This is a genomic window from Serratia sp. PL17, from assembly GCF_017832355.1.
Classification (GTDB): Bacteria; Pseudomonadota; Gammaproteobacteria; order Enterobacterales; family Enterobacteriaceae; genus Serratia.
This window is the reverse complement of record NZ_JAFIBY010000001.1, coordinates 1,642,692-1,663,342: the sequence shown is the minus strand read 5'-3', so window position 1 is coordinate 1,663,342 and position 20,651 is coordinate 1,642,692. Positions and strand designations below refer to the sequence as shown.

Genomic DNA, 20,651 nt, shown 5'->3' with positions numbered 1-20,651 from the left:
TCGTGTCAATTCTTGCTGCAAATCAAACCTGAGACGTTGGTTTGAGTGCTTATTGCACATTCCGTTTGCGTTCGGCCTCATCCGTTATATGGGGTCAAACCGCCAAGTATAAAGTCAGTCCGTTTAAGATGTGTGATCGGCATCACATATTGCCGTGACATGGCCTTTATGGCGTACAGTTTAGGCCAAAAATCGCTGCAGTGTTGTTAATTTTTTGTTATTATTACTCATTGTTTTCGTTGACATTATCCACATTCAGAGAATCGCACAAATGGCTAAAGAGACAACCCCTGACCATCCGGGCACGGAACTGAATGAAATCCAACGTTATGTGACGCAAGAGCGTGGTACCGAGGCTCCGTATTCCGGTAAATTACTGCACAACAAACGCGAGGGCGTGTACCATTGTCTGTGCTGTAACCAACCGCTGTTCTACTCCGACAGCAAGTATGACTCCGGTTGTGGCTGGCCAAGCTTCTATGAGCCAGTATCTGACGATGCTATTCGTTATCTTGATGATAATACACACAATATGCACCGTGTTGAAATTCGCTGTGGTCACTGCGACGCACATTTAGGGCATGTTTTCCCGGATGGCCCGCAACCGACCGGCGAGCGTTTTTGCGTTAATTCCGCGTCGCTGAGCTTTACTGACGGCGAGAACGGCGAAAAAACGGCAGGCTAACGATTATTCCGTTAGAAAAATCGATTCAGCTAATTATTCTTCCACGAGTGAGGAAATGCTCTGATGGACGTGAAAGACTTGATTGCCGCCATGACGCCGGAAATCTATCAACGCCTGGTATTGGCTGTTGAGTTAGGTAAATGGCCGGATGGCGTCGCGTTGACCCCGGAACAAAAAGAAAATAGCCTGCAGGCGGTGATGCTGTGGCAGTCATTGCACAATACGGATCCTCAGCATATGAGCATCGGCACTGATGGCCAGATAGTGATGAAGAGTAAGCAAGAACTGAAACAGCAGTTCATTGCTGAACCGCTGGTGAAGTTAAAACCACAGTGAATCTGACAACGGGGCGATGCTGCCATCGCCCCGTTGATTTAGCGTTTCCCGTTGTTAATCCCCAATGATTCCGCCAATTGATGCGCCAACCGGTTATTGTCATCCGCGCCGTATTCCCAGAACATGGCGCCACCGAGTCCTTTGCTTTTGATGTAGTCCGCTTTGAGCTCAACCGAGCGTGGGTTCTCATACGAAATGGCAAACAGCGGCTTGCCTTCGGCAGATTTCATCGTCAGATAAGGTACCTGAGCGTCGCTGTCCCAATGGGCGGTGAAGCGCCGCTGCGGATCGTTTAACAGTTTGCTGACGATATCGTTGTATTTAAAGTAACTGTCCTTGGTGAGGTCCAATCCCATGGATTTGAACACGGCAGTTTCACGTGCAGTGAAATAGGGCTGGGTGACAGGGTTTTTAGCTGCGTCTGGTTTGTCCCAATCTATACCCGGTTCGGTCGCCCGTTTTGGCACCCGGCCATAGAAACCAATCCCCAGGTTTAATTGCGCGGGCTTCAACCCTGCTGCCAAATAGTTATCCACGACAAAATTGGCGCTGTAACGATCGGCAGCCGCGACGGTTGGCCACTGTTTGGAATCATACAGGTTGGCGTTGAAGTATTGAGTGCCGTACGCCATGTCATAGGTCATCAGGTTGATATAGTCGAGATAGGGTGCAATGCCCTTAACATCGACCCACTCTTGTGGGCTTTTCACATTGGCGCCGACGGCGATGGTCAGCAATTTGCCGTTATCCAGCGCCTTACGCAGCTCCCCTAACAACAGGGTAAAATTAGCGCGATCCGCCGGCTGGCTTTCGACCAGTCCCCAGGCACCGTTAACCGGGTATTCCCAGTCGAGATCGATGCCGTCCAGTTGGTACTGTTTAATGATCTGTTGCACCGAACGGATAAAAACGGCGCGGCTTTCAGGTGTTGCTGCGGCACCGGAGAACCCGCGGGCGCCCCAGCCACCAACGGACAGCAGCACTTTCAGTTCAGGGTTTTGCTTACGCAGAACGGGCAGCAATTGCAGATCGGCCATCACCTTGGGTGACAGATAAATTTGGTGCAGACGAGCAGGGTCTTTTAGTGCCGGGTGGGTTTCCTGCTTCTCGTCGTTATAGATCAGGCCGAAAGAGTAATTGAGGTGGGTGATTTGTGTGACGTCCAGCTTATTGATATCGCCGCCAGGGCCGGCGGTAACGTCACCCCCACCGTTGAAATAACCAACGGACAGATAAGAGGCCGCGTGAGCCATGCTGGTTCCAGCCATACCAAGCTGTACCGCTACCAGCAAAGGCAGCAGTTTACGGGTTAAAGCCATGTAATCTCCTTTGGTCGACAAGGCCGACCGAAACCGCCTGAGGCGGTAACATAAAGCCGGGCTCAAAGGGCCCCGGATGCGTATAACTCATTGATGCAATGCATCAGTGGTCATAACAGCAAAAGCGCTGGATACGAACAAGATGTAATCACATGAGAATGGTTGGAATGTGAGCGGCGTCGAGGTTTCTAGCGGAGTGGAGATGGGCGTGTTTCACGCCCGTTTATATCATTGTGCAATAAACTGTGACAGCGTCACGATTTGAGCGCCAGCCTGTTGCATGGCCTGAAGGGCTTTCTGGCTGTCGTCTGGCTGCAAATTGACACCGCGGCAACCGTCGATAATTACCGATGTTTGATACCCCAGCGCTAATGCATCCAGTACGCTAAATTTCACACAGTAGTCAGTTGCTAATCCCATGATGGCAAGGTGAGTGACATTCTGTGCTTTCAACCACGCGTCCAGTTCAGTGTGTGAACGGTGGCCGTTGTCGAAAAAAGCACTGTAGCTGTCGATATCTGTACTTTGGCCTTTGCGGAACACGGTGCTGATGCGCTGCTGCTCTAGCTGTGGGTGAAACTCGGCACCCTGGCTTTGCTGCACGCAGTGCACCGGCCACCAGACCTGAGGTAAACCGTCGAGCTCACCCAGGGTTCCCACCTCTGCATTGGCGTTGACCGCGAAGCTACGATGATTGGCGGGGTGCCAATCCTGGCTGGCGATCACTGGCTCACCGCGTGCGCTACAGGCCATCATGGCCTGATTGGCGACCGTGATCACGGCATCGCCTTCTGTCACCGCCAGTGCGCCGCCGGGACAAAAGTCGTTTTGCAAATCAATAAGCAACAGGGCTGTTTTCATTTCTACTCCGTGGTGCGGAATGGTTAACCACTAATGCTCAGCTCACCACGCAGATCCTGCTGCATCTGGCTGCGGATTTGTTCCGGTGTTAGTGGTTGGCTCAGCAGATAATGCAGTTTGGTCAAGGCAGCCTCAACGGTCATGTCGAACCCACTGATGACCCCGGCATGGGCCAAGGCATTACCGGTGGCATAACCTTCCATGTTTACCCGCCCGGAGATGCACTGCGTCAGGTTCACTACCACGATGCCGCGTTCAGACGCATCGCGCAGCTCATCAACCAACTCTGCTTTTTGTGGTGCGTTACCCACGCCGTAAGAGCGAAGTATCAATGCCTTCACCGGTTGCAGCAGGAAGTTGCGCACTACGGCGCCGGAAATCCCTGGGTAAATCGTCACTACGCCGATCGGCTGGGGTGTGATGTCATGTACTTTGAGGTCACCGTTGCAGGCCGGGCTATCGATGCCGTTTTGGCGACGAATATGGATACCGGCTTCCAATAATGGCGGCAGGTTGGGCGAGGCAAAGGCATCGAAACCGTCTGCATGTGCTTTGGTCGTGCGGTTGCCCCGAAAGAGCTTGTTGTTGAAGAACAGGCTGACTTCATTTACCGGGTGGTTAGCCGCCAGATAAAGCGCGTTCAAAAGATTGGTTTGGCCATCTGAACGCAGTTCCGCCAGCGGGATTTGGGAGCCGGTCACAATCACCGGCTTGGCCAGGTTTTCCAACATGAACGACAGGGCCGATGCGGTGAAGGCCATGGTGTCGGTGCCGTGCAGGATGACGAAACCATCATAACGGTCGTAATTCATTTTGATGTCATCGGCGATATGCTGCCAGTCTTCAGGCGTCATATCGGAGGAGTCTATCAGCGGCGCGTATTCATGAATGGTGAAGTCCGGCATTTCAGGCCGATGGAATTCTGGCATCAGGGCCAGTTGACGCTGTAGGTGGCCGGAAACCGGGATGTAGCCATGTTCAGAACGTTGCATGCCGATGGTGCCACCGGTGTAGGCGACGTAAATCGATTTCTTTTGCATAGTCTTGGTTTTAACAGAAATTAGATGGGCTGAATTATAGGGGGATAAGCGCAGAAAAAAAGCCCGGCGGGTGCCGGGCTGAGGATTAATTTGTTAGCGGACTTCTCCGCAGGTCAAACAGATAGCATAGCGATTTTGCGGATCGTTCAGATTATTGAACAAACCTGGTTGTTCTTTGACCGCCATGGCGACTGACGCCAGCGGGGCGGGTAGCATTGACTGGATAGCCGCCGGCAGCATGGCGTGAATAGACACACCAAACTGGCTGAGGACCATATCGGTCAGGCTTGGGGTATCAACAAACCAGTTAAGCTGCCACTGTTTCAATTGCGCCAACTCGGCGGCTTTCTTCACTGCGTCGTCGAAGTCGCCCAACTGATCGACCAGGCCATTGGCCTTGGCATCGCTGCCCAGCCACACGTGACCCTGAGCAATCTGATCAACCTGCTGCGGTGTCATTTTGCGGGACTTGGCGACCAGATCGATAAAGTTTTGATAACCTTTTTCGATGTTCAATTGCATCATCTGCGAGAACTCAGGCGGCAGCGCCTTGGTGACGGCCAGATCGGCCAGCGGGGAGGTTGCCACGCCGTCGGTATGTACGCCGATACTGTCCAACGTCTGCTCGTAGGTGTTAATCACCCCGAAGATGCCAATGGAGCCGGTGAGGGTGCTCGGACTGGCGATGATGTAGTCCGCCGGTGTAGAGACCCAATAGCCGCCTGAGGCTGCCATGCCGCCCATGGAGACCACGACAGGTTTGCCAGCGGCACGCACAGCAGCCAATTCGGAGCGAATAACTTCAGACGCACTGACACTGCCACCTGGGCTATTGACGCGGAAAATCACGGCTTTGATTGCCGGATCAAGTCGTGCCTGACGCAGTTCTGCGGCGGTGGTATCACCCCCAACGGAGCCCGGAGTTTGTGGGCCGTCCATGATTGCGCCATTGGCAAAGATCACGGCAATTTTGCCGCCCTGATCTGGCGTAGGCTTCGGCTGATAGTCATAGATGCTGGTGGCGTTGAAATCATTCGCCTGTTTGTCCCAACCGAAGGTCTTGATCAGTTGATTTTCGATGACGGTTCGTGATGCCAGTTCATCAACCAGTTTGTTGTCCAGCGCATACTTGGCGGTGTCCCCCCCGGCAGCCTGCAATCCACTTAATACGCCCGCAGCGCCTGGGAACAGCTGTTGCGCCGTGATCTGACGGTTAGCCGCTACTGTCTCCAGATAGTTTTGCCATAGGCCACCAATCCACCGGCTGTCAGCTTCTCGAGCTGCCGGTGACATGTCATCACGGATCAAAGGCTCAACGGCGGATTTATACGTCCCAACGCGGAAGATGTTGGTTGTGACCTTGAGTTTTTCCAGCAACGACTTGTAGTAAAGGTTGTTGGTTGCAAAACCGTGCAGATCGACCGCACCCTGCGGCGACAGGTAAACTTTGTTGGCGTAGCTGGCCAGATAATATTGTGTCTGGTTATAGCTGTCACCGATGGCAAAGATCGGTTTGCCGCTGTCACGGAACTCACGCAGCGCTTTGCCAATGTACTGCAGCGAAGGCTGATCGGCGCCGGCAAAGTCATTCAACTGCAATACCATGCCGGTAATGTTTTTATCGTCTTTGGCTTTACGGATGCTATCAACCACGTCAAACAGGGAGTTTTCCTGCAGGCGGTTGCTTGAGGCGCCCAGCAGTTCGCGGCCCCATTGGCGCACTTTATTGTTCATTGAGGGTTGGTCAACGACCACGCCGCTCAGATCCACCAGTAATGCCCCGCGAGTAGGGACTGTTGACGTGGTTGAGCTTTGGAACGACAAATAAATGCCCACCCCCACCAAGATCAGTAACACCAGGAACAGATTGAGGATAAGTTCCCTGATAAAGTTCAGCAGACGCCATGTCCACCTAAAAACGCCGGCAATGATTTGCCACAATGTGCGCATGTGCTCTCCAACAAGAGTCGAGAATGTTCCGCTATCCTAATGAGCGGGCGAGGAAATGTCAGCTTTAAATCGTGGGTCACAGAGGGGAATGCCGAGACTGTCACTCGCCGTTTAGCTATGTTAACGTGATCGTAATGAAAATTGTTATCAGGAGTTTACGATGGATGCACTGGATCTTTTACTGAATCGCCGTTCTGCGTCGCGCCTTGCGGCCCCTGCGCCTGCCGGTGAGGTTCGTCAGAATATCATCAACGCGGGCCTGCGGGCGCCTGACCACGGTGCTTTGCAACCCTGGCGTTTTGTGATGATCGAAGACCAGGGGCTGGAGCGCTTTAGCCAATTGTTACAAGCTGCTGCAAAACAGGATGAAATGGATGATGCGGCCATAGAGAAAGCGACTAAGGCGCCGTTCCGCGCTCCGCTGATCATTACCGTGGTAGCGCATTGTACCGAAGAAACCAAGGTTCCGCGTTGGGAGCAGGTTGTCTCCGCCGGTTGTGCGGTCCAGGCTATGCAAATGGCAGCATTGGCCCAAGGTTTTAACGGTATCTGGCGCACCGGTGCCTGGACTGAACATCCTTTGGTTCGTGACGCCTTTGGTTGCCGCGAACAGGACGAAATTGTCGGTTTCCTGTATTTAGGCACTCCTCAGCTAAAAGCGTCCACCAAAGTGGTCGCCCCAGACAGCACCCCGTTCGTCAGCTATTTCTGAGCCCCGTACGGACTGCGGAAAAAATGCACTAAATCCCGCCATTCTGTGTTGTTTCTGAGCAGGCTGTTCGGTTATCGACAACCTGCTCTTACCAATCCCGTCGGCAAGCGCTACCCTATGATATCTTGAATGCCGTTAACCGAAGGGAGTGGTATATGTCATCGCCAGCGATCCGTTTAACCCAGTACAGCCATGGCGCTGGCTGTGGTTGTAAAATCTCACCGAAAGTTCTCGAAACTATTCTGCACAGTGAGCGGGAGAAATTTGTCGATCCGAGTTTGTTGGTTGGCAATGAAACTCGTGACGATGCAGCGGTGTATGACATTGGTAACGGTGTCGGCATTATCAGCACCACCGACTTTTTTATGCCAATCGTCGATAGCCCGTTTGATTTTGGCCGTATCGCCGCGACGAATGCGATCAGCGACGTCTATGCTATGGGCGGTAAACCCATCATGGCGATTGCTATTCTTGGCTGGCCGATTGCTACGCTGCCGCCGGAAGTGGCACAACAGGTGATCGACGGTGGGCGTTATGCTTGCCAACAGGCGGGTATTGCGCTGGCTGGCGGCCATTCTATTGATGCCCCTGAGCCCATTTTTGGCCTGGCGGTCACCGGTATAGTGAATACTGAACGGGTGAAAAAAAACAGTGCCGCTCAAGCGGGATCCAAACTATTCCTGACCAAGCCGCTGGGCATTGGCGTGCTGACCACGGCCGAGAAGAAAAGCAAACTGCGTCCTGAACATGCAGGTTTGGCAACCGAAGTGATGTGCCAGTTGAACAAACCCGGCGCGGATTTTGCCGACGTTGAGGGTGTGACGGCGATGACGGATGTCACCGGTTTCGGCCTGCTGGGCCACCTGAGCGAGGTTTGCCAGGGCTCTGGCCTGCAGGCGACGGTATGGTTTGATCACGTGCCGAAGTTGCCGGATATCGAGCATTATATTGCCGAAGGGTGCGTGCCGGGGGGCACGGGGCGTAACTTTGACAGTTACGGCCATCTGGTCGGTGAAATGACCGATTTGCAACGACAGCTACTGTGCGATCCGCAAACCTCTGGTGGTTTGTTATTGGCTGTGCTGCCCGAGGCAGAACAGCAGGTGTTGGCCATTGCCGAACGTCATGGCATTCAACTCCAGGCAATTGGTGAACTGCATGCGGCAGTGCCGGCTAAGCCGTTGATAGAGGTCGTGTAGTGTCCGTAACGCCAGTGCGGGTGGATACCCAAGACTATCGCCGTATTTTTTTACACGATATCCCGCTGATAGATGTGCGCGCGCCCGTTGAGTTTCAGCAGGGCGCGTTCGCCAATGCAATCAATCTGCCGCTAATGAACGATGAAGAACGGCAGGCGGTTGGCACCTGTTACAAGCAGCAGGGGCAGCAGGCTGCTATTGCATTGGGCTACCGCCTGGTTAACGGCAGGCTACGTGAGCAACGGACAGCAGCATGGGTAGCACAATGCGCTCAACGGCCAGAAGGATATATTTACTGTTTCCGGGGCGGTTTGCGTTCACAGTTGGTGCAGCAGTGGCTGCGTGAGGTCGGTGTTGACTACCCACGCATTATCGGTGGCTACAAAGCATTGCGGCATTTCTTGCTCACCACGTTGGAACAGAGCGCCGAATTACCGATGGTGTTAATCGGCGGCAATACCGGCAGCGGTAAAACGCAGTTAATCAATGAACTGGCCGATGGGGTCGATCTGGAAGGGGCTGCTCATCACCGCGGTTCATCTTTTGGCCGAACGCTCGTGGATCAAAGCGCTCAGATTGATTTTGAGAATCGTCTGGCTGTGTTGTTGCTGAAAAAACAGCATGGTGGCTGCCGCCGTTGGGTGCTGGAAGATGAAGGGCGTATTATTGGCAGCAATAATGTGCCATTACCCATCTTCAACCGCATGCAGCAAGCCCCAGTGGCGGTGATAGACGATCCCTTTGACGTGCGATTGGCACGGTTGCAGCACGAATACATTGACCGTATGCGCCTCGAATTTGAACAGGCTTATGGCCCAGAGCTGGGTTGGCAGAAATACGGTGAGTATCTGCATCACGGTCTGTTTGCCATTCGCCGCCGCTTGGGAATGGAACGTTTCCAACTGCTGACACAGCGCCTGGAATGGGCATTACAGTGCCAGCATGCCAGCGGGAATAGTGACGGGCATCAGGAGTGGCTGGTGTCTCTGTTGCAGCACTACTACGATCCGATGTATCACTATCAATTGGAAAAAAAATCCCAACGAATTGTGTTCCGCGGGAATTATGCTGAAGTAAGAGATTTCCTGATGACGTACAGCCAGAATAACGGTGAATAATGCGACTGTTTATTGCCGAAAAACCGAGTTTGGCGCGCGCCATTGCCGACGTTCTTCCTAAGCCACATCGCCGTGGCGATGGATTTATCGCTTGCGGTAACAACGATGTGGTCACCTGGTGCGTGGGCCATTTATTAGAACAAGCGCAACCGGATGCCTATGACAGCCGTTATGCGCGTTGGTCGCTGGCGGATCTGCCGATTATTCCTGAGAAGTGGCAATTGCAGCCACGGCCTTCGGTGAGCAAACAGCTTAATGCCATTAAAAAGCTGTTACAGGACGCCGATGAAGTCGTGCATGCTGGTGACCCCGATCGCGAGGGCCAATTGCTGGTGGACGAAGTGCTGGACTATTTGTCACTGACGCCGGAAAAACGTCAAAGTGTCCGCCGTTGCCTGATTAACGATCTCAACCCGCAAGCGGTAGAGCGCGCGATTGAACGGCTGCGTGATAACCGCGACTTTATCCCTCTATGCGTTTCCGCATTGGCTCGCTCGCGTGCTGATTGGCTGTATGGCATCAATATGACCCGTGCCTACACTATTCTGGGACGCAATGCCGGTTATGATGGCGTGTTGTCTGTTGGCCGCGTGCAAACGCCGGTACTGGGGCTAGTGGTACGGCGTGATGAAGAGATTGAAAACTTTGTGTCGAAAGACTTCTTCGAAGTTAAAGCGCACATAGTGACGCCAAAAGAGGAGCGCTTTGTCGCTCTCTGGCAACCCAGTGAATCCTGTGAGCCTTATCAGGATGAAGAGGGGCGCTTGCTGCACCGGCCATTGGCAGAGCACGTGCTCAAACGTATTGAAGGCCAGCCGGCGCTGGTTACGTCCTATAATGATAAACGGGAATCAGATACTGCGCCGTTGCCATTTTCTCTGTCGACCTTACAGATTGAAGCCTCCAAGCGCTTTAACCTGAGCGCCCAGCAGGTGCTGGATGTGTGTCAGCGTTTGTATGAAACCCATAAGTTGATCACCTACCCACGTTCCGATTGTCGTTATCTCCCGGAAGAGCATTTCGCCGGACGTCATTCGGTCTTAAATGCCATCAGCGTTCATCAACCCGATCTTTACCCACAGCCGGTGATCGACAGCGATCGCCGTAACCGTTGTTGGGACGACAAGAAGGTGGATGCGCACCATGCCATTATTCCTACCGCTCGTGCCAGTAAAGTGAATCTCAGTCAGGATGAAATGAATGTTTATGGGTTGGTTGCGCGTCAATATTTGATGCAATTCTGCCCGGACGCCATGTTCCGCAAGTGCGTGATTGAGCTGGATATCGCTGGGGGCAAGTTTATTGCCAAAGCCCGTTTTCTGGCAGAGGCCGGGTGGCGGACCCTGTTGGGCAGTAAAGAGCGTGATGAAGAAAACGAAGGCGCACCATTGCCGGTGGTGGCGAAAGATGACGAACTCTTGTGTGAACGCGGTGAGGTGGTTGAGCGTCAGACCCAGCCACCAAGGCCGTTCACCGACGCCAGCCTGCTTTCCGCCATGACGGGTATTGCGCGCTTTGTTCAGGATAAAGCGCTAAAGAAAATCCTGCGAGCGACCGATGGTTTAGGAACCGAGGCCACGCGTGCGGGAATCATTGAGTTACTGTTCAAGCGTGCGTTTTTGTATAAGAAGGGGCGTTATATTCATTCTAGCGAAACGGGTCGAGCCTTGATCCATTCGTTACCGGATATTGCCGCCCGCCCCGATATGACGGCTAATTGGGAGGCGACACTGACGCAAATCAGTGAGAAATCCTGTCGCTATCAGGACTTTATGCAACCTCTGGTAGGTACTTTGCAGGATCTGATTTATCAGGCCAAGCAGAGCCGGGCGAGTATGGCGTTTCGCGGGTTGCCGCCGTCACCTTCCTCCGGGGCGAAGAAACGTAAAAAAAGCGCTGGTAAGGCGCGGGAGAAAAGTGAATGAATCACAGGTTAGTGATGCTGGCGACGGGCATACTGCTATTTTCTGCCGCAGCGACGGCCCATCGTGGTGATGTGGATGTTGTTGTGCCGGTATCACCGGAAATCTGGGGCACGGCGAAGAGCGCCGCGGCTCAACCGGCTGCGCAACCCTGCAGCCGTTGTTGCATTTATCAGAATCAAAACTATTCGGAAGGGGCGATTCTCAAGGTGGAAGGAGAAGCGCTACAGTGCATTCGTGATCCCAACGTGGTTGGCACCAATCCCCTGATCTGGGTGCGTTTGAAAAAGTGACGCGGTAACCTTAGTGGCTCAGGCCTCTGAGGCGAGTGCAGCTATATACGCGGTAAGTAACGGCACGTCGGCCGGAGCCAGGGGATAGTCAAATGCCTGCTCCGGCGTTAACCACACAAAGTCGGAATGGCAACGGTTTTGTAATTCGCCACTGAATGCCGCAATACGCCAGGCATGCAACGTAATCACTCGTTCGTCCTGTTGCCATTGATTGCTGGCTACGTAGTTGCCGACGCTGGCCACAATCCCCAACTCTTCGTCCAGTTCACGCGCTAATGCTTGTGGTTGGCTTTCACCTTGTTCAACTTTGCCGCCTGGAAATTCCCACAGGCCGGCCTGATCGCTGTTGGCATCACGCTGTGCCAGTAAAATTTTGCCATTCTTTTCAATGATGGCAGCGACGACATCGATTATTTTCATCTTTATCACATAGCGAAACCCCGGCAATGGCCGGGGTTGGATTCATTACAGCGAGAATTCCGCCCAGACCGGGGCGTGATCCGAGGGTTTCTCCATTCCGCGGATCTGATAATCGATCCCGGTTGCGGTGCAGCGAGCAGCCAATGGTGTGCTCGCTAACAGCAGATCGATACGCAGACCTCGGTTTTCATCGAAACCCCGTGAGCGGTAGTCGAACCACGAAAACTCATCGTTACGCCCTGGGTTTGCGTGTCTGTAGGTATCTACCAGACCCCAATTCAGCAGGCGATCCATCCATTCACGCTCTTCCGGCAAGAAGGAACACTTACCGGTGCGCAGCCAGCGTTTGCGGCTTTCTTCGCCGATGCCAATATCATAATCACTTGGGCTGATATTCACGTCACCCATCACCAGTACCGGTGAGTCCACCGACATTTGCTGTTCCAGGTAGTTTTGCAAGTCCTGATAGAAGCGTGTCTTGGCGGGGAATTTGATAGGGTGGTCGCGGCTTTCACCCTGAGGGAAGTAACCATTGATCACCGTCAGCGTGCCTTGCGGCGTCGCCAGATCGGCCATAATGATTCGGCGCTGCGCGTCTTCTTCATCGGTCGGGAAACCACGACGTACGGCAAGCGGTTTTTCTTTGGTCAACAGCGCTACACCGTAGTGGCCTTTCTGGCCGTGATAGAACACGTGATAACCATACTGGCTGACGTCTTCCAGTGGGAACATGTCATCGTGAACTTTTGTTTCTTGCAGGCCAATCACGTCAGGTTGGTGCTGTTCGATGATGGCGGCCAGTTGGTGCGGACGCGCACGCAGTCCATTGATATTAAAAGAGACAAACTTCATGAGCGATGCCGTTTTTACGAGAAAAATGTGTTGAGATAGTAGCAGAGTTTGGCCAGAAATGTAACGCAGGCCAGCGGCTATGGCCGCCAGCTGCATGCTGTGCTATTTCGCCCAGCGATCGTAAGTCTTTGGCTGGTAATCGTCGAACTGCTGCAGCAAGGTGTGCGCAGACTCACTGATGTGCATGGTGCCGAGGTAATCATGGCGCATAAAGCCCTGATCGGCGACATGTTGCAAGAACCCGTTTAGCGGGCGATAAAAACCCTTAACATCCAGCAGGCCAACCGGTTTGCTGTGGTAACCGATCTGCCCCCAGGTCCAGATTTCAAACAGCTCTTCCAACGTGCCTATGCCACCGGGCAATGCGATAAAACCGTCTGCCAGGGCGGCCATGCGAGCCTTACGCGTGTGCATGTCGGGCACGACTTCCAGCTCAGTCAGGCCCCGGTGCGCCGTTTCCGCTTCTACCAATCGTTCAGGAATGATGCCAATTGCCTCGCCACCGGCGGCAAGCACGGCATCAGCCACAATGCCCATTAGTCCTTTCTTACCGCCGCCATAGATTAAGCGTCGGCCCTGAGCGGCAAGTGTTTGGCCCAATTGCCGTGCGCTATCGGCATAAGCGGGGTTGACACCTTCACTGGCACCACAAAAAACGCAGATATTGTTACGCATGCACTTCTTTCCTTACTGCATTAAAGAAGTCAGTGGTATAGCGAATTGTTAGCTGGAGTTCAAGTTGAGGATGTGCTGAATGGTTAAGGGAATTGATAAATGCTAAATCTGAGAGGCCAAAGGAGGATATTTACGCTGTAATACGGGAAGCTTCTCATCCCTTCAGGCCGCGCTAAAGCGCGTTGTCTCACTGCGTGAGACTCGAACCTTGTCGAAGCTTCTCATCCCTCCCCGTAAGGAGTGATAGGGGTGCTTTCAGGTTTGATTTGATTCTGGGGTATAGATAAGGATGGTGGTGGGGGAAGGATTATTCGTCGCAGAGCGACTCACCCTGCGGGCCGCGCTGAAGCGCGTTGTCTCACGTTGTGAGACTCGAACCTTGTCGAAGCTTCTCATCCCTCCCCGTAAGGAGCGATATGGATGCTTCCAGGTTTGATTTGATTCTGGGGAATAAACAAGGATGGTGGTGGGGGAAGGATGACTCGTCGTTACACTCCTCGCCCTGCGGGCCGCGCTAAAGCGCGTTGTCTCACGTTGTGAGACTCGAACCTTGTCGAAGCTTCTCACCTTCCCCGTAAGGAGCGATATGGATGCTTTCAGGTTTGATTTGATTCTGGGGAATAAATAAGGATGGTGGTGGGGGAAGGATTCGAACCTTCGAAGTCTGTGACGGCAGATTTACAGTCTGCTCCCTTTGGCCGCTCGGGAACCCCACCATGGTATTCATGGTTGTACTTGTTTGTCTAACAGAAAATCGGCTAGATTCCTGTGGCGCTTCGTCTGAAGGATTACCTCGCTGAAACGCGTTATCTTTCTGCGCTCGGCTCGAACCTTGTCGAAGCTTCTCATCCTCTCCCTCCATGTTTTATGCAGCTTCAGCTTGCGCTGTGCTCTCATCAACAGAGAGAAGATGGTGGTGGGGGAAGGATTCGAACCTTCGAAGTCTGTGACGGCAGATTTACAGTCTGCTCCCTTTGGCCGCTCGGGAACCCCACCACTGGCCTTGCTTGCGAAACATCTGTCTCGGTAAGCGGGGCGCATCATATCAAATGAAGCGGGCGTGTAAAGTATTGAAATGCAGAAAATGTATCGTTTGCCGATTTTTTGCCCGTGGCGGTGCATCCCTGAACGAAAGGCACCGCTTTATTGAGCAATTACAGAATGACTGTCCGGTTCCCGTAGACAAATACGCGCTGCGCCAGCACGTGATACAGCGCGCGGCTGAGCGCATTTTTCTCTACATCACGCCCCGCGCGCATCATGTCGTCAGCAGAATAGGTATGATCGACATGAATTACGTCCTGCATGATGATTGGGCCTTCGTCCAGGTTATCGTTAACGTAGTGCGCGGTGGCACCGATAATTTTCACGCCACGCTCGTAAGCCTGATGATAAGGCCTTGCCCCAATAAAGGCTGGCAGGAACGAATGGTGGATATTGATCACCTGGTTCGGGTAGTGCTGCACAAATGCTGGCGTCAGCACGCGCATATACTTGGCCAGTACCACGTAGTCTGGCTGGTATTGGTCAATCTGGGCCATCATTTTCTGATCGTGCTGATCGCGCGTCAGGCCTTCATGGCTGACCAGGTGGAACGGAATATCGAAGCGTTCAACCAGCGTTTGCAACGTATCATGGTTGCCGATAACCGCGGCAATCTCTACATCCAGGCCGCCGTAAGCGCTCTTCATCAGCAGATCGCCCAGGCAATGCGCTTCTTTGGTCACGAGAACCACGATGCGACGACGGCCGGAGTTATGCAGTTCACGAACAGAACCCGTCGGCAGTGCACCGTCGAGATCTGCCAGAAGCGTCGTATCGTTGAAAATACCTTCCAACTCGGTACGCATAAAGAAACGACCGGTACGGTGATCAACAAACTCATTGTTCTGAATAATGTTGAGTTCATGCTTGTAACAGATGTTGGTGATCTTGGCGATCAGGCCTTTGGCATCCGGACAAATGGTACGCAAAACTTTTCTTTGGACATTTTGATGTGGCATGGCGATGAGGATCCTGTCTGATACTGAACGTCCTGTCTGCGCAGGCGAGCATTTTTATAATCTTCATTTTCACACTGTTGCCAAATGGCAGCGGTCTGAAATCTATGGGTCTCAGTAACTGCCAGCTAACGGCCGCAGCACTTTTTATATTTTTTACCTGAACCACAGGGGCAAATCGCATTTCTGCCCGGCTGGGGTTTGGTACCATCAATATAGTACCAGCGTTGTTCAAGCTGAAGAAAGCGCGAACGTTCGTGCATTGCCTTGTGTTCGCCGGTGTTGCTATCAATGAAGCGGGCAATAAACTCGACAAAACCTTCATCGCTCTCATGGCCCTGTTTTTCTTCTACCACCGTCAGGCCAAGCCATTGGGTGTTCTTGAAGCTATCAACGATTGCATTACGCCATTCAGCGGCATGGCAGTCGGGATGCCAGGTCGCAATTAAGTAATCGACGTTGTGCTTCACATAAGCGCTAAAGCGTGAACGCATCAACTTACCGGGGGTCAGTGGTGTTTGTGTGCCATTGATGTAGGGTTCGCAGCATGCGCTATACTCCAGTCCGCCGCCGCAGGGGCATAATTCTGGCAAGTTGACTCCTAAAATGGCCGGAACGATAAGAACGGGCCGATGCTGAAAGGTATTTAGCGTCTATGTTACCTAACAATATTCGATCGTGACAATCTACGCTGGCAGCAGAGTTGATACAATTCACCGGGCAAGAGGCGGAAAGATGCGGAAAATTAAGATTGGACTGGCATTGGGTGCAGGTTCCGCTAAAGGGTGGGCGCATATCGGCGTGATCAACGCGCTAAAGAAATTGGGGGTTGAAGTCGATATAGTAGCCGGCTGCTCAGTCGGTGCACTGGTCGGTGCCGCTTTTGCCAGCCACCGTTTACCGGCCATGGAGGCCTGGGTTCGTTCTTTTAGCTATTGGGATGTGATCCGCTTGATGGATCTTTCCTGGCGGCGGGGCGGTCTATTACGCGGCGAGCGGGTGTTCAATGCGGTGGGGCAATTATTAGAAATCAACGATATCGCCGAGTGTTCGCTAAAGTTCGGTGCAGTAACGACGAATCTCAGTACGGGACGGGAGTTGTGGTTGACCGAAGGAGATATTCATCAGGCAGTGCGTGCCTCGTGCAGCATGCCCGGCTTGTTGGCACCGGTGTGGTTTGATGGTTATTGGCTGGTGGATGGTGCGGTAGTGAATCCTGTGCCTATCTCATTAACACGAGCCCTGGGAGCCGATCTCGTTATTGCCGTTGACTTGCAACATGATGCGCATCTGATGCAGCAGGATTTATTCTCTGTACGCCATCATGACGCGGAAACGTCAGGCGATATCCCCACGGAAAATTGGCGGGGGCGTTTAAGAGACCGTATCAGCAAAATGACGACCAGAAAGCCCAATTTTACGCCGACGGCGATGGAAATCATGGGGACGTCGATCCAGGTCTTGGAAAATCGACTGAAACGTAATCGTATGGCGGGTGACCCGCCAGATGTATTGATCCAACCTTATTGTCCGCAAATCTCGACGTTGGATTTCCATCGTGCCGAAGAAGCGATTGCAGCGGGTAAATTAGCCGTTGAAAAACAGATTGATGCACTTTTACCGTTAATAAAAAACAAATAATTATCAGATATTGCGGAGGTGGTCTGCGATAGAGACCATTTCCGACAAGCAGAAATGGCCTTTTTGAGCCACTATTACACTATGGAAAGGGAAGAGGCTCGGCTGATGGCATTACCATTGACTCACAAGCGCATTTTAGTCGTTGAGGACGAACTGGTTTTTCGTTCTGTGCTTGTTGGCTACTTGACGTCGTTGGGCGCAGAAACCAGTGAGGCGACCAATGGTTTGCAAGCGCTGAGTGCTGTGGATGACGTTAAGCCCGACTTGATTTTGTGCGATCTGGCGATGCCGGAAATGGGCGGGATAGAGTTTGTTGAGCATCTCCGTCTACAAGGCGTGCAAATTCCGGTGCTGGTGATATCGGCCACCGATAAAATGGCGGATATCGCCAAGGTATTGCGTTTGGGGGTACAGGACGTACTGTTAAAACCCGTGACCGATCTCAACCGCCTGCGCGAGTCGGTGTTGGGTTGCCTGTACCCCAATATGTTTACCTCCCAGGCTATCGAAGAGGTGGAACTGCTTCAGGACTGGGATGCATTGAGTAAAAATCCGTCTGAAGCCGTAAAGTTGCTCAAACAGCTGCAGCCTCCGGTGCAACAGACCATTGCTCATTGCCGGATTAATTACCGGCAATTAACGACCGGTGAGAACCCGGGTTTGGTGTTGGATATAGCAGCACTGTCGGATAAAGATCTGGCGTTCTATTGTTTGGATGTCACTCGTGCAGGAGATAACGGCGTATTAGCGGCGTTGCTATTACGTGCTTTATTTAATGGTTTGTTACAGGACCATTTAGCTAATCAGCGTCATCGGCTGCCGCAAATGACCGCATTGTTAAAGCAAGTTAATCAATTATTACGTCAAGGCAAGCTGGAAGGGCAATTCCCATTGTTGGTCGGCTATTATCACACCGAATATAAAAACCTGATTTTGGTCTCAGCGGGGCTTCATGCAAGTGTTAATACCGGTGATAATCAAATTCAACTGAACAATGGTGTCCCGCTTGGCACGCTGGGTGCGACCTACATGAATCAAATCAGCCAACACTGTGCAGCCTGGCAGTGTCAGGTTTGGGGCGCTGGCGGTAGGCTGCGGTTGATGCTCAGTACCGAATAGCGTGATCCTTTAAAATTATTATTTGAAATACAAATATTCGATGTGCCTATTTCTTCCTCAGGCCATAGGTTGGGTAATTGTCTTAAATTTTTTCTATTTGTGCTGCGGTTAATGCCAGACACTCATAAGCTGGTATACTCCGAAGGTTTTTCATATGGCGAAAAAGCTCATAAAATGAGCAACATTAAGAGAGGAAATAATGCCTGCTGTAAATCGTAAAGTCAGAAAGGCTGTGATCCCGGTTGCAGGCTTGGGAACACGGATGTTGCCAGCGACAAAAGCCATTCCAAAAGAAATGCTGCCGCTGGTTGACAAACCCTTGATCCAATACGTTGTCAATGAATGTATTGCGGCTGGGATAAACGAGATTGTGTTGGTTACCCATTCCTCCAAGAATTCGATCGAAAACCATTTTGACACGAGTTTCGAACTCGAAGCGATGCTGGAAAAACGTGTTAAACGTCAGTTGCTGGACGAAGTGCAGTCTATTTGCCCGAAGGGCGTTACTGTGATGCAGGTACGTCAAGGGGTAGCAAAAGGGTTGGGGCACGCGATTATGTGTGCTTATCCACTGGTGGGCGACGAGCCGGTCGCCGTGATTTTGCCGGATGTGATCCTCGATGAGTACAGTGCTGACCTGAAAAAAGATAATTTGCACGAAATGTTAGAGCGGTTTGAACAAACCGGCGTCAGCCAAATTATGGTCGAGCCCGTGCCCCATAAAGACGTGGGTAATTACGGCGTGGCTGATTGTAAAGGGTATGAACTGCAACCAGGCGAAAGTGCGCCGATGGTCAGCGTTGTCGAAAAACCTTCGCCGGAAGAAGCCCCTTCTAACTTGGCCATCGTTGGCCGCTATGTGCTTTCCGCTGATATCTGGCCGCTACTGTCAAAAACACCGCCGGGCGCCGGTGGTGAAATCCAGCTTACCGACAGTATCGAAATGCTGATGCAGCAAGAAACGGTAGAGGCTTATCACCTAAAAGGGATTAGCCATGATTGCGGTAACAAACTGGGCTATATGAAGGCCTTTGTTGAGTATGGCATGCGTCATGCTGGGCTGGGACAAGAATTTTCTCAGTGGTTGAGTCAATTGCTGGCCGCTGATAAGAAATAATTTATTTATCTTTCATCTTAATTTGAAAAACTAGGATTTTCCCATGAAAGTAACAGTTTTTGGTATTGGCTATGTTGGTCTGGTACAGGCAGCGGTGCTGGCTGAAGTTGGCCATGACGTTATGTGTATTGATATTGACGAACGTAAAGTCGAAAACCTGAAGAAAGGGAATATCCCTATTTTTGAACCTGGCCTGACGCCGTTGGTGCAACAAAACTATGAAGCCGGTCGTTTGCAGTTCACCACCGATGCGAAAGCCGGTGTTGCACATGGCAGCATTCAGTTCATTGCTGTAGGTACACCGCCGGACGAAGACGGTTCGGCTGATTTGAAATATGTGACGGCTGTAGCGCGTACCATTGCGGAACACATGACCGAGCACAAAGTGGTGATCGATAAATCTACCGTGCCGGTAGGTACCGCCGATAAAGTCCGCCAGGTTATGCAAGAAACGTTGCAGAAGCGCGGTAGCTCCGTAGCTTTCGACGTGGTTTCCAATCCAGAGTTTTTGAAAGAAGGTGCGGCAGTTGCGGATTGCATGCGTCCTGAACGTATCGTGATTGGTACAGATAACATGGATGTGATCGAACCTATTCGCGAGCTGTATGAGCCGTTTAACCGTAATCACGATCGCATGATTATGATGGATATTCGCAGTGCTGAACTGACCAAATACGCGGCCAACTGCATGCTGGCTACCAAAATCAGCTTTATGAATGAAATGTCTAACCTGGCTGAAATGTTGGGTGCGGATATTGAAAAAGTACGCCAGGGTATCGGTTCTGATTCCCGTATCGGCTACCACTTTATCTATCCAGGGTGCGGCTACGGCGGTTCATGTTTCCCGAAAGACGTCCAGGCACTGATTCGCACGGCCGAGCATATCGGTTACCAGCCAAAACTGTTGCAGGCTGTAGAGCAGGTTAACTACCAACAGAAATATAAGCTGACCAAGTTTATCAAGCATCACTTTGGTGAAGACTTGAAAGGCAAAACTTTTGCGCTGTGGGGTTTGGCATTCAAGCCAAATACTGACGATATGCGTGAAGCCTCCAGCCGCGTTCTGATGGAGCAACTGTGGGAGGCCGGTGCTACCGTCCAGGCCTACGATCCTGAAGCGATGAACGAAGTACAGCGCATTTACGGTCAGCGTGATGACCTGAAGCTGGTAGGCACCAAAGAAGCGGCGTTGCACGGTGCTGACGCGCTGGTTATCTGCACCGAATGGCAGAATTTCCGTGCGCCAGACTTCGACATAATTAAAAACACGCTGAAGCAACCGGTGATCTTTGATGGTCGAAATCTGTTTGATCCGGAACGTTTGGAAAACCGTGGCTTTACCTATTATGCGATCGGTCGCGGTGCATCCATTCAGCCGGTTATTTAAGGGAC

At 52.2% G+C, this 20,651-nt stretch carries 20 protein-coding genes, 2 tRNA genes and 3 other RNA genes; 11 read left to right on the top strand and 14 right to left on the bottom strand.

The annotated features are described in order from the left end of the window. The first annotated feature begins 271 nt into the window (after window positions 1-271). On the top strand, window positions 272-685 hold the full coding sequence (gene msrB / locus JOE25_RS07985; protein WP_037419703.1) for a peptide-methionine (R)-S-oxide reductase MsrB: 414 nt from the start codon (window positions 272-274) through the stop codon (window positions 683-685). A gap of 63 nt (window positions 686-748) precedes the next feature. Further along, complete coding sequence (locus JOE25_RS07980; protein ID WP_037419701.1) at window positions 749-1,021, top strand: DUF1315 family protein; 273 nt, start codon at window positions 749-751, stop codon at window positions 1,019-1,021. Window positions 1,022-1,059: 38 nt separating this feature from the next. Here JOE25_RS07980 and JOE25_RS07975 read toward each other — a convergent pair whose 3' ends face one another. The 4 genes from JOE25_RS07975 to sppA all read right to left on the bottom strand — a co-directional run bounded on the left by JOE25_RS07975 (window position 1,060) and on the right by sppA (window position 6,191). Next, window positions 1,060-2,340 carry a glycoside hydrolase family 18 protein gene (locus JOE25_RS07975; protein WP_209633925.1) on the bottom strand — a complete coding sequence of 427 codons (1,281 nt, stop codon included), beginning with the start codon at window positions 2,338-2,340 and terminating at the stop codon, window positions 1,060-1,062. 228 nt (window positions 2,341-2,568) lie between these two features. Further along, a complete protein-coding gene (gene pncA / locus JOE25_RS07970) occupies window positions 2,569-3,201 on the bottom strand; it encodes a bifunctional nicotinamidase/pyrazinamidase (protein WP_209633923.1) in 633 nt (210 codons plus the stop codon). 23 nt (window positions 3,202-3,224) lie between these two features. After that, the gene (gene ansA / locus JOE25_RS07965; protein ID WP_209633921.1) at window positions 3,225-4,241 is read right to left on the bottom strand and encodes an asparaginase; all 1,017 of its coding nucleotides are present in this window, start codon (window positions 4,239-4,241) and stop codon (window positions 3,225-3,227) included. A 93-nt stretch (window positions 4,242-4,334) separates the two neighbouring features. Then, the gene (gene sppA / locus JOE25_RS07960; RefSeq protein WP_209633918.1) at window positions 4,335-6,191 is read right to left on the bottom strand and encodes a signal peptide peptidase SppA; all 1,857 of its coding nucleotides are present in this window, start codon (window positions 6,189-6,191) and stop codon (window positions 4,335-4,337) included. 160 nt (window positions 6,192-6,351) lie between these two features. Here sppA and JOE25_RS07955 point away from each other — a divergent pair, with 160 nt between their 5' ends. The 5 genes from JOE25_RS07955 to JOE25_RS07935 all read left to right on the top strand — a co-directional run bounded on the left by JOE25_RS07955 (window position 6,352) and on the right by JOE25_RS07935 (window position 11,435). Beyond that, complete coding sequence (locus tag JOE25_RS07955) at window positions 6,352-6,903, top strand: NAD(P)H nitroreductase (RefSeq protein ID WP_209633916.1); 552 nt, start codon at window positions 6,352-6,354, stop codon at window positions 6,901-6,903. A 155-nt stretch (window positions 6,904-7,058) separates the two neighbouring features. Beyond that, window positions 7,059-8,102 carry a selenide, water dikinase SelD gene (gene selD / locus JOE25_RS07950; RefSeq protein WP_209633913.1) on the top strand — a complete coding sequence of 348 codons (1,044 nt, stop codon included), beginning with the start codon at window positions 7,059-7,061 and terminating at the stop codon, window positions 8,100-8,102. Then, a complete protein-coding gene (gene mnmH, locus JOE25_RS07945) occupies window positions 8,102-9,220 on the top strand; it encodes a tRNA 2-selenouridine(34) synthase MnmH (RefSeq protein ID WP_209633911.1) in 1,119 nt (372 codons plus the stop codon). Before selD ends, mnmH begins: the two co-directional genes overlap by 1 nt. Beyond that, on the top strand, window positions 9,220-11,145 hold the full coding sequence (locus JOE25_RS07940) for a DNA topoisomerase III (protein ID WP_209633909.1): 1,926 nt from the start codon (window positions 9,220-9,222) through the stop codon (window positions 11,143-11,145). The genes mnmH and JOE25_RS07940 overlap by 1 nt, the downstream gene beginning before the upstream one ends. Further along, window positions 11,142-11,435, top strand: a complete 294-nt coding sequence (locus JOE25_RS07935; protein WP_209633907.1) for a DUF1496 domain-containing protein — start codon at window positions 11,142-11,144, stop codon at window positions 11,433-11,435. Before JOE25_RS07940 ends, JOE25_RS07935 begins: the two co-directional genes overlap by 4 nt. A gap of 18 nt (window positions 11,436-11,453) precedes the next feature. Here JOE25_RS07935 and JOE25_RS07930 read toward each other — a convergent pair whose 3' ends face one another. The 10 genes from JOE25_RS07930 to JOE25_RS07885 all read right to left on the bottom strand — a co-directional run bounded on the left by JOE25_RS07930 (window position 11,454) and on the right by JOE25_RS07885 (window position 15,975). After that, window positions 11,454-11,855, bottom strand: coding sequence for a pyrimidine (deoxy)nucleoside triphosphate diphosphatase (locus JOE25_RS07930; protein WP_209633905.1), 402 nt, complete (start codon window positions 11,853-11,855; stop codon window positions 11,454-11,456). Between the two features lie 45 nt (window positions 11,856-11,900). Then, window positions 11,901-12,707 carry an exodeoxyribonuclease III gene (xthA, locus tag JOE25_RS07925; RefSeq protein WP_209633903.1) on the bottom strand — a complete coding sequence of 269 codons (807 nt, stop codon included), beginning with the start codon at window positions 12,705-12,707 and terminating at the stop codon, window positions 11,901-11,903. A 102-nt stretch (window positions 12,708-12,809) separates the two neighbouring features. Next, window positions 12,810-13,382 carry a TIGR00730 family Rossman fold protein gene (locus JOE25_RS07920; RefSeq protein WP_209633901.1) on the bottom strand — a complete coding sequence of 191 codons (573 nt, stop codon included), beginning with the start codon at window positions 13,380-13,382 and terminating at the stop codon, window positions 12,810-12,812. Between the two features lie 135 nt (window positions 13,383-13,517). Then, window positions 13,518-13,628, bottom strand: a non-coding RNA gene (locus JOE25_RS07915) — RtT sRNA. Window positions 13,629-13,672: 44 nt separating this feature from the next. After that, window positions 13,673-13,799: non-coding RNA, RtT sRNA (locus JOE25_RS07910), on the bottom strand. A 44-nt stretch (window positions 13,800-13,843) separates the two neighbouring features. Continuing rightward, a non-coding RNA gene (locus JOE25_RS07905) (RtT sRNA) lies at window positions 13,844-13,969 on the bottom strand. A 44-nt stretch (window positions 13,970-14,013) separates the two neighbouring features. After that, window positions 14,014-14,098: transfer RNA gene (locus tag JOE25_RS07900), tRNA-Tyr, on the bottom strand. Window positions 14,099-14,293: 195 nt separating this feature from the next. Next, a tRNA-Tyr gene (locus tag JOE25_RS07895) sits at window positions 14,294-14,378 on the bottom strand. A 158-nt stretch (window positions 14,379-14,536) separates the two neighbouring features. Beyond that, a complete protein-coding gene (purU, locus tag JOE25_RS07890; protein WP_209633899.1) occupies window positions 14,537-15,385 on the bottom strand; it encodes a formyltetrahydrofolate deformylase in 849 nt (282 codons plus the stop codon). 125 nt (window positions 15,386-15,510) lie between these two features. Then, the gene (locus JOE25_RS07885; RefSeq protein WP_209633897.1) at window positions 15,511-15,975 is read right to left on the bottom strand and encodes a YchJ family protein; all 465 of its coding nucleotides are present in this window, start codon (window positions 15,973-15,975) and stop codon (window positions 15,511-15,513) included. Between the two features lie 142 nt (window positions 15,976-16,117). On the opposite strand from JOE25_RS07885, the gene rssA reads away from it, so the two are divergent. From rssA to JOE25_RS07865, 4 genes are all read left to right on the top strand, one after another. After that, entirely contained in the window at window positions 16,118-17,023 is a 906-nt protein-coding gene (gene rssA / locus JOE25_RS07880) for a patatin-like phospholipase RssA (RefSeq protein WP_209633895.1), read from the top strand. A gap of 105 nt (window positions 17,024-17,128) precedes the next feature. Continuing rightward, window positions 17,129-18,142, top strand: coding sequence for a two-component system response regulator RssB (rssB, locus tag JOE25_RS07875; RefSeq protein WP_209633893.1), 1,014 nt, complete (start codon window positions 17,129-17,131; stop codon window positions 18,140-18,142). A 199-nt stretch (window positions 18,143-18,341) separates the two neighbouring features. Beyond that, window positions 18,342-19,259, top strand: a complete 918-nt coding sequence (gene galU, locus JOE25_RS07870) for a UTP--glucose-1-phosphate uridylyltransferase GalU (protein WP_209633891.1) — start codon at window positions 18,342-18,344, stop codon at window positions 19,257-19,259. A 43-nt stretch (window positions 19,260-19,302) separates the two neighbouring features. After that, window positions 19,303-20,646: a UDP-glucose/GDP-mannose dehydrogenase family protein gene (locus JOE25_RS07865; protein ID WP_209633888.1), complete on the top strand. Its 1,344-nt coding sequence runs from the start codon at window positions 19,303-19,305 to the stop codon at window positions 20,644-20,646. Window positions 20,647-20,651 lie beyond the last annotated feature (5 nt).

Excerpts from the sequence above, each read along its gene's own strand:
- JOE25_RS07920 (WP_209633901.1), bottom strand. The coding sequence starts at position 13,382 with ATGCGTAACAATATCTGCGTTTTTTGTGGTGCCAGTGAAGGTGTCAAC.
- rssB (WP_209633893.1), top strand. The coding sequence starts at position 17,129 with ATGGCATTACCATTGACTCACAAGCGCATTTTAGTCGTTGAGGACGAA.
- JOE25_RS07930 (WP_209633905.1), bottom strand. The coding sequence starts at position 11,855 with ATGAAAATAATCGATGTCGTCGCTGCCATCATTGAAAAGAATGGCAAA.
- JOE25_RS07935 (WP_209633907.1), top strand. The coding sequence starts at position 11,142 with ATGAATCACAGGTTAGTGATGCTGGCGACGGGCATACTGCTATTTTCT.
- sppA (WP_209633918.1), bottom strand. The coding sequence starts at position 6,191 with ATGCGCACATTGTGGCAAATCATTGCCGGCGTTTTTAGGTGGACATGG.
- selD (WP_209633913.1), top strand. The coding sequence starts at position 7,059 with ATGTCATCGCCAGCGATCCGTTTAACCCAGTACAGCCATGGCGCTGGC.
- msrB (WP_037419703.1), top strand. The coding sequence starts at position 272 with ATGGCTAAAGAGACAACCCCTGACCATCCGGGCACGGAACTGAATGAA.
- rssA (WP_209633895.1), top strand. The coding sequence starts at position 16,118 with ATGCGGAAAATTAAGATTGGACTGGCATTGGGTGCAGGTTCCGCTAAA.
- xthA (WP_209633903.1), bottom strand. The coding sequence starts at position 12,707 with ATGAAGTTTGTCTCTTTTAATATCAATGGACTGCGTGCGCGTCCGCAC.
- ansA (WP_209633921.1), bottom strand. The coding sequence starts at position 4,241 with ATGCAAAAGAAATCGATTTACGTCGCCTACACCGGTGGCACCATCGGC.
- JOE25_RS07940 (WP_209633909.1), top strand. The coding sequence starts at position 9,220 with ATGCGACTGTTTATTGCCGAAAAACCGAGTTTGGCGCGCGCCATTGCC.
- JOE25_RS07865 (WP_209633888.1), top strand. The coding sequence starts at position 19,303 with ATGAAAGTAACAGTTTTTGGTATTGGCTATGTTGGTCTGGTACAGGCA.
- JOE25_RS07975 (WP_209633925.1), bottom strand. The coding sequence starts at position 2,340 with ATGGCTTTAACCCGTAAACTGCTGCCTTTGCTGGTAGCGGTACAGCTT.
- pncA (WP_209633923.1), bottom strand. The coding sequence starts at position 3,201 with ATGAAAACAGCCCTGTTGCTTATTGATTTGCAAAACGACTTTTGTCCC.
- JOE25_RS07980 (WP_037419701.1), top strand. The coding sequence starts at position 749 with ATGGACGTGAAAGACTTGATTGCCGCCATGACGCCGGAAATCTATCAA.
- purU (WP_209633899.1), bottom strand. The coding sequence starts at position 15,385 with ATGCCACATCAAAATGTCCAAAGAAAAGTTTTGCGTACCATTTGTCCG.
- galU (WP_209633891.1), top strand. The coding sequence starts at position 18,342 with ATGCCTGCTGTAAATCGTAAAGTCAGAAAGGCTGTGATCCCGGTTGCA.
- JOE25_RS07955 (WP_209633916.1), top strand. The coding sequence starts at position 6,352 with ATGGATGCACTGGATCTTTTACTGAATCGCCGTTCTGCGTCGCGCCTT.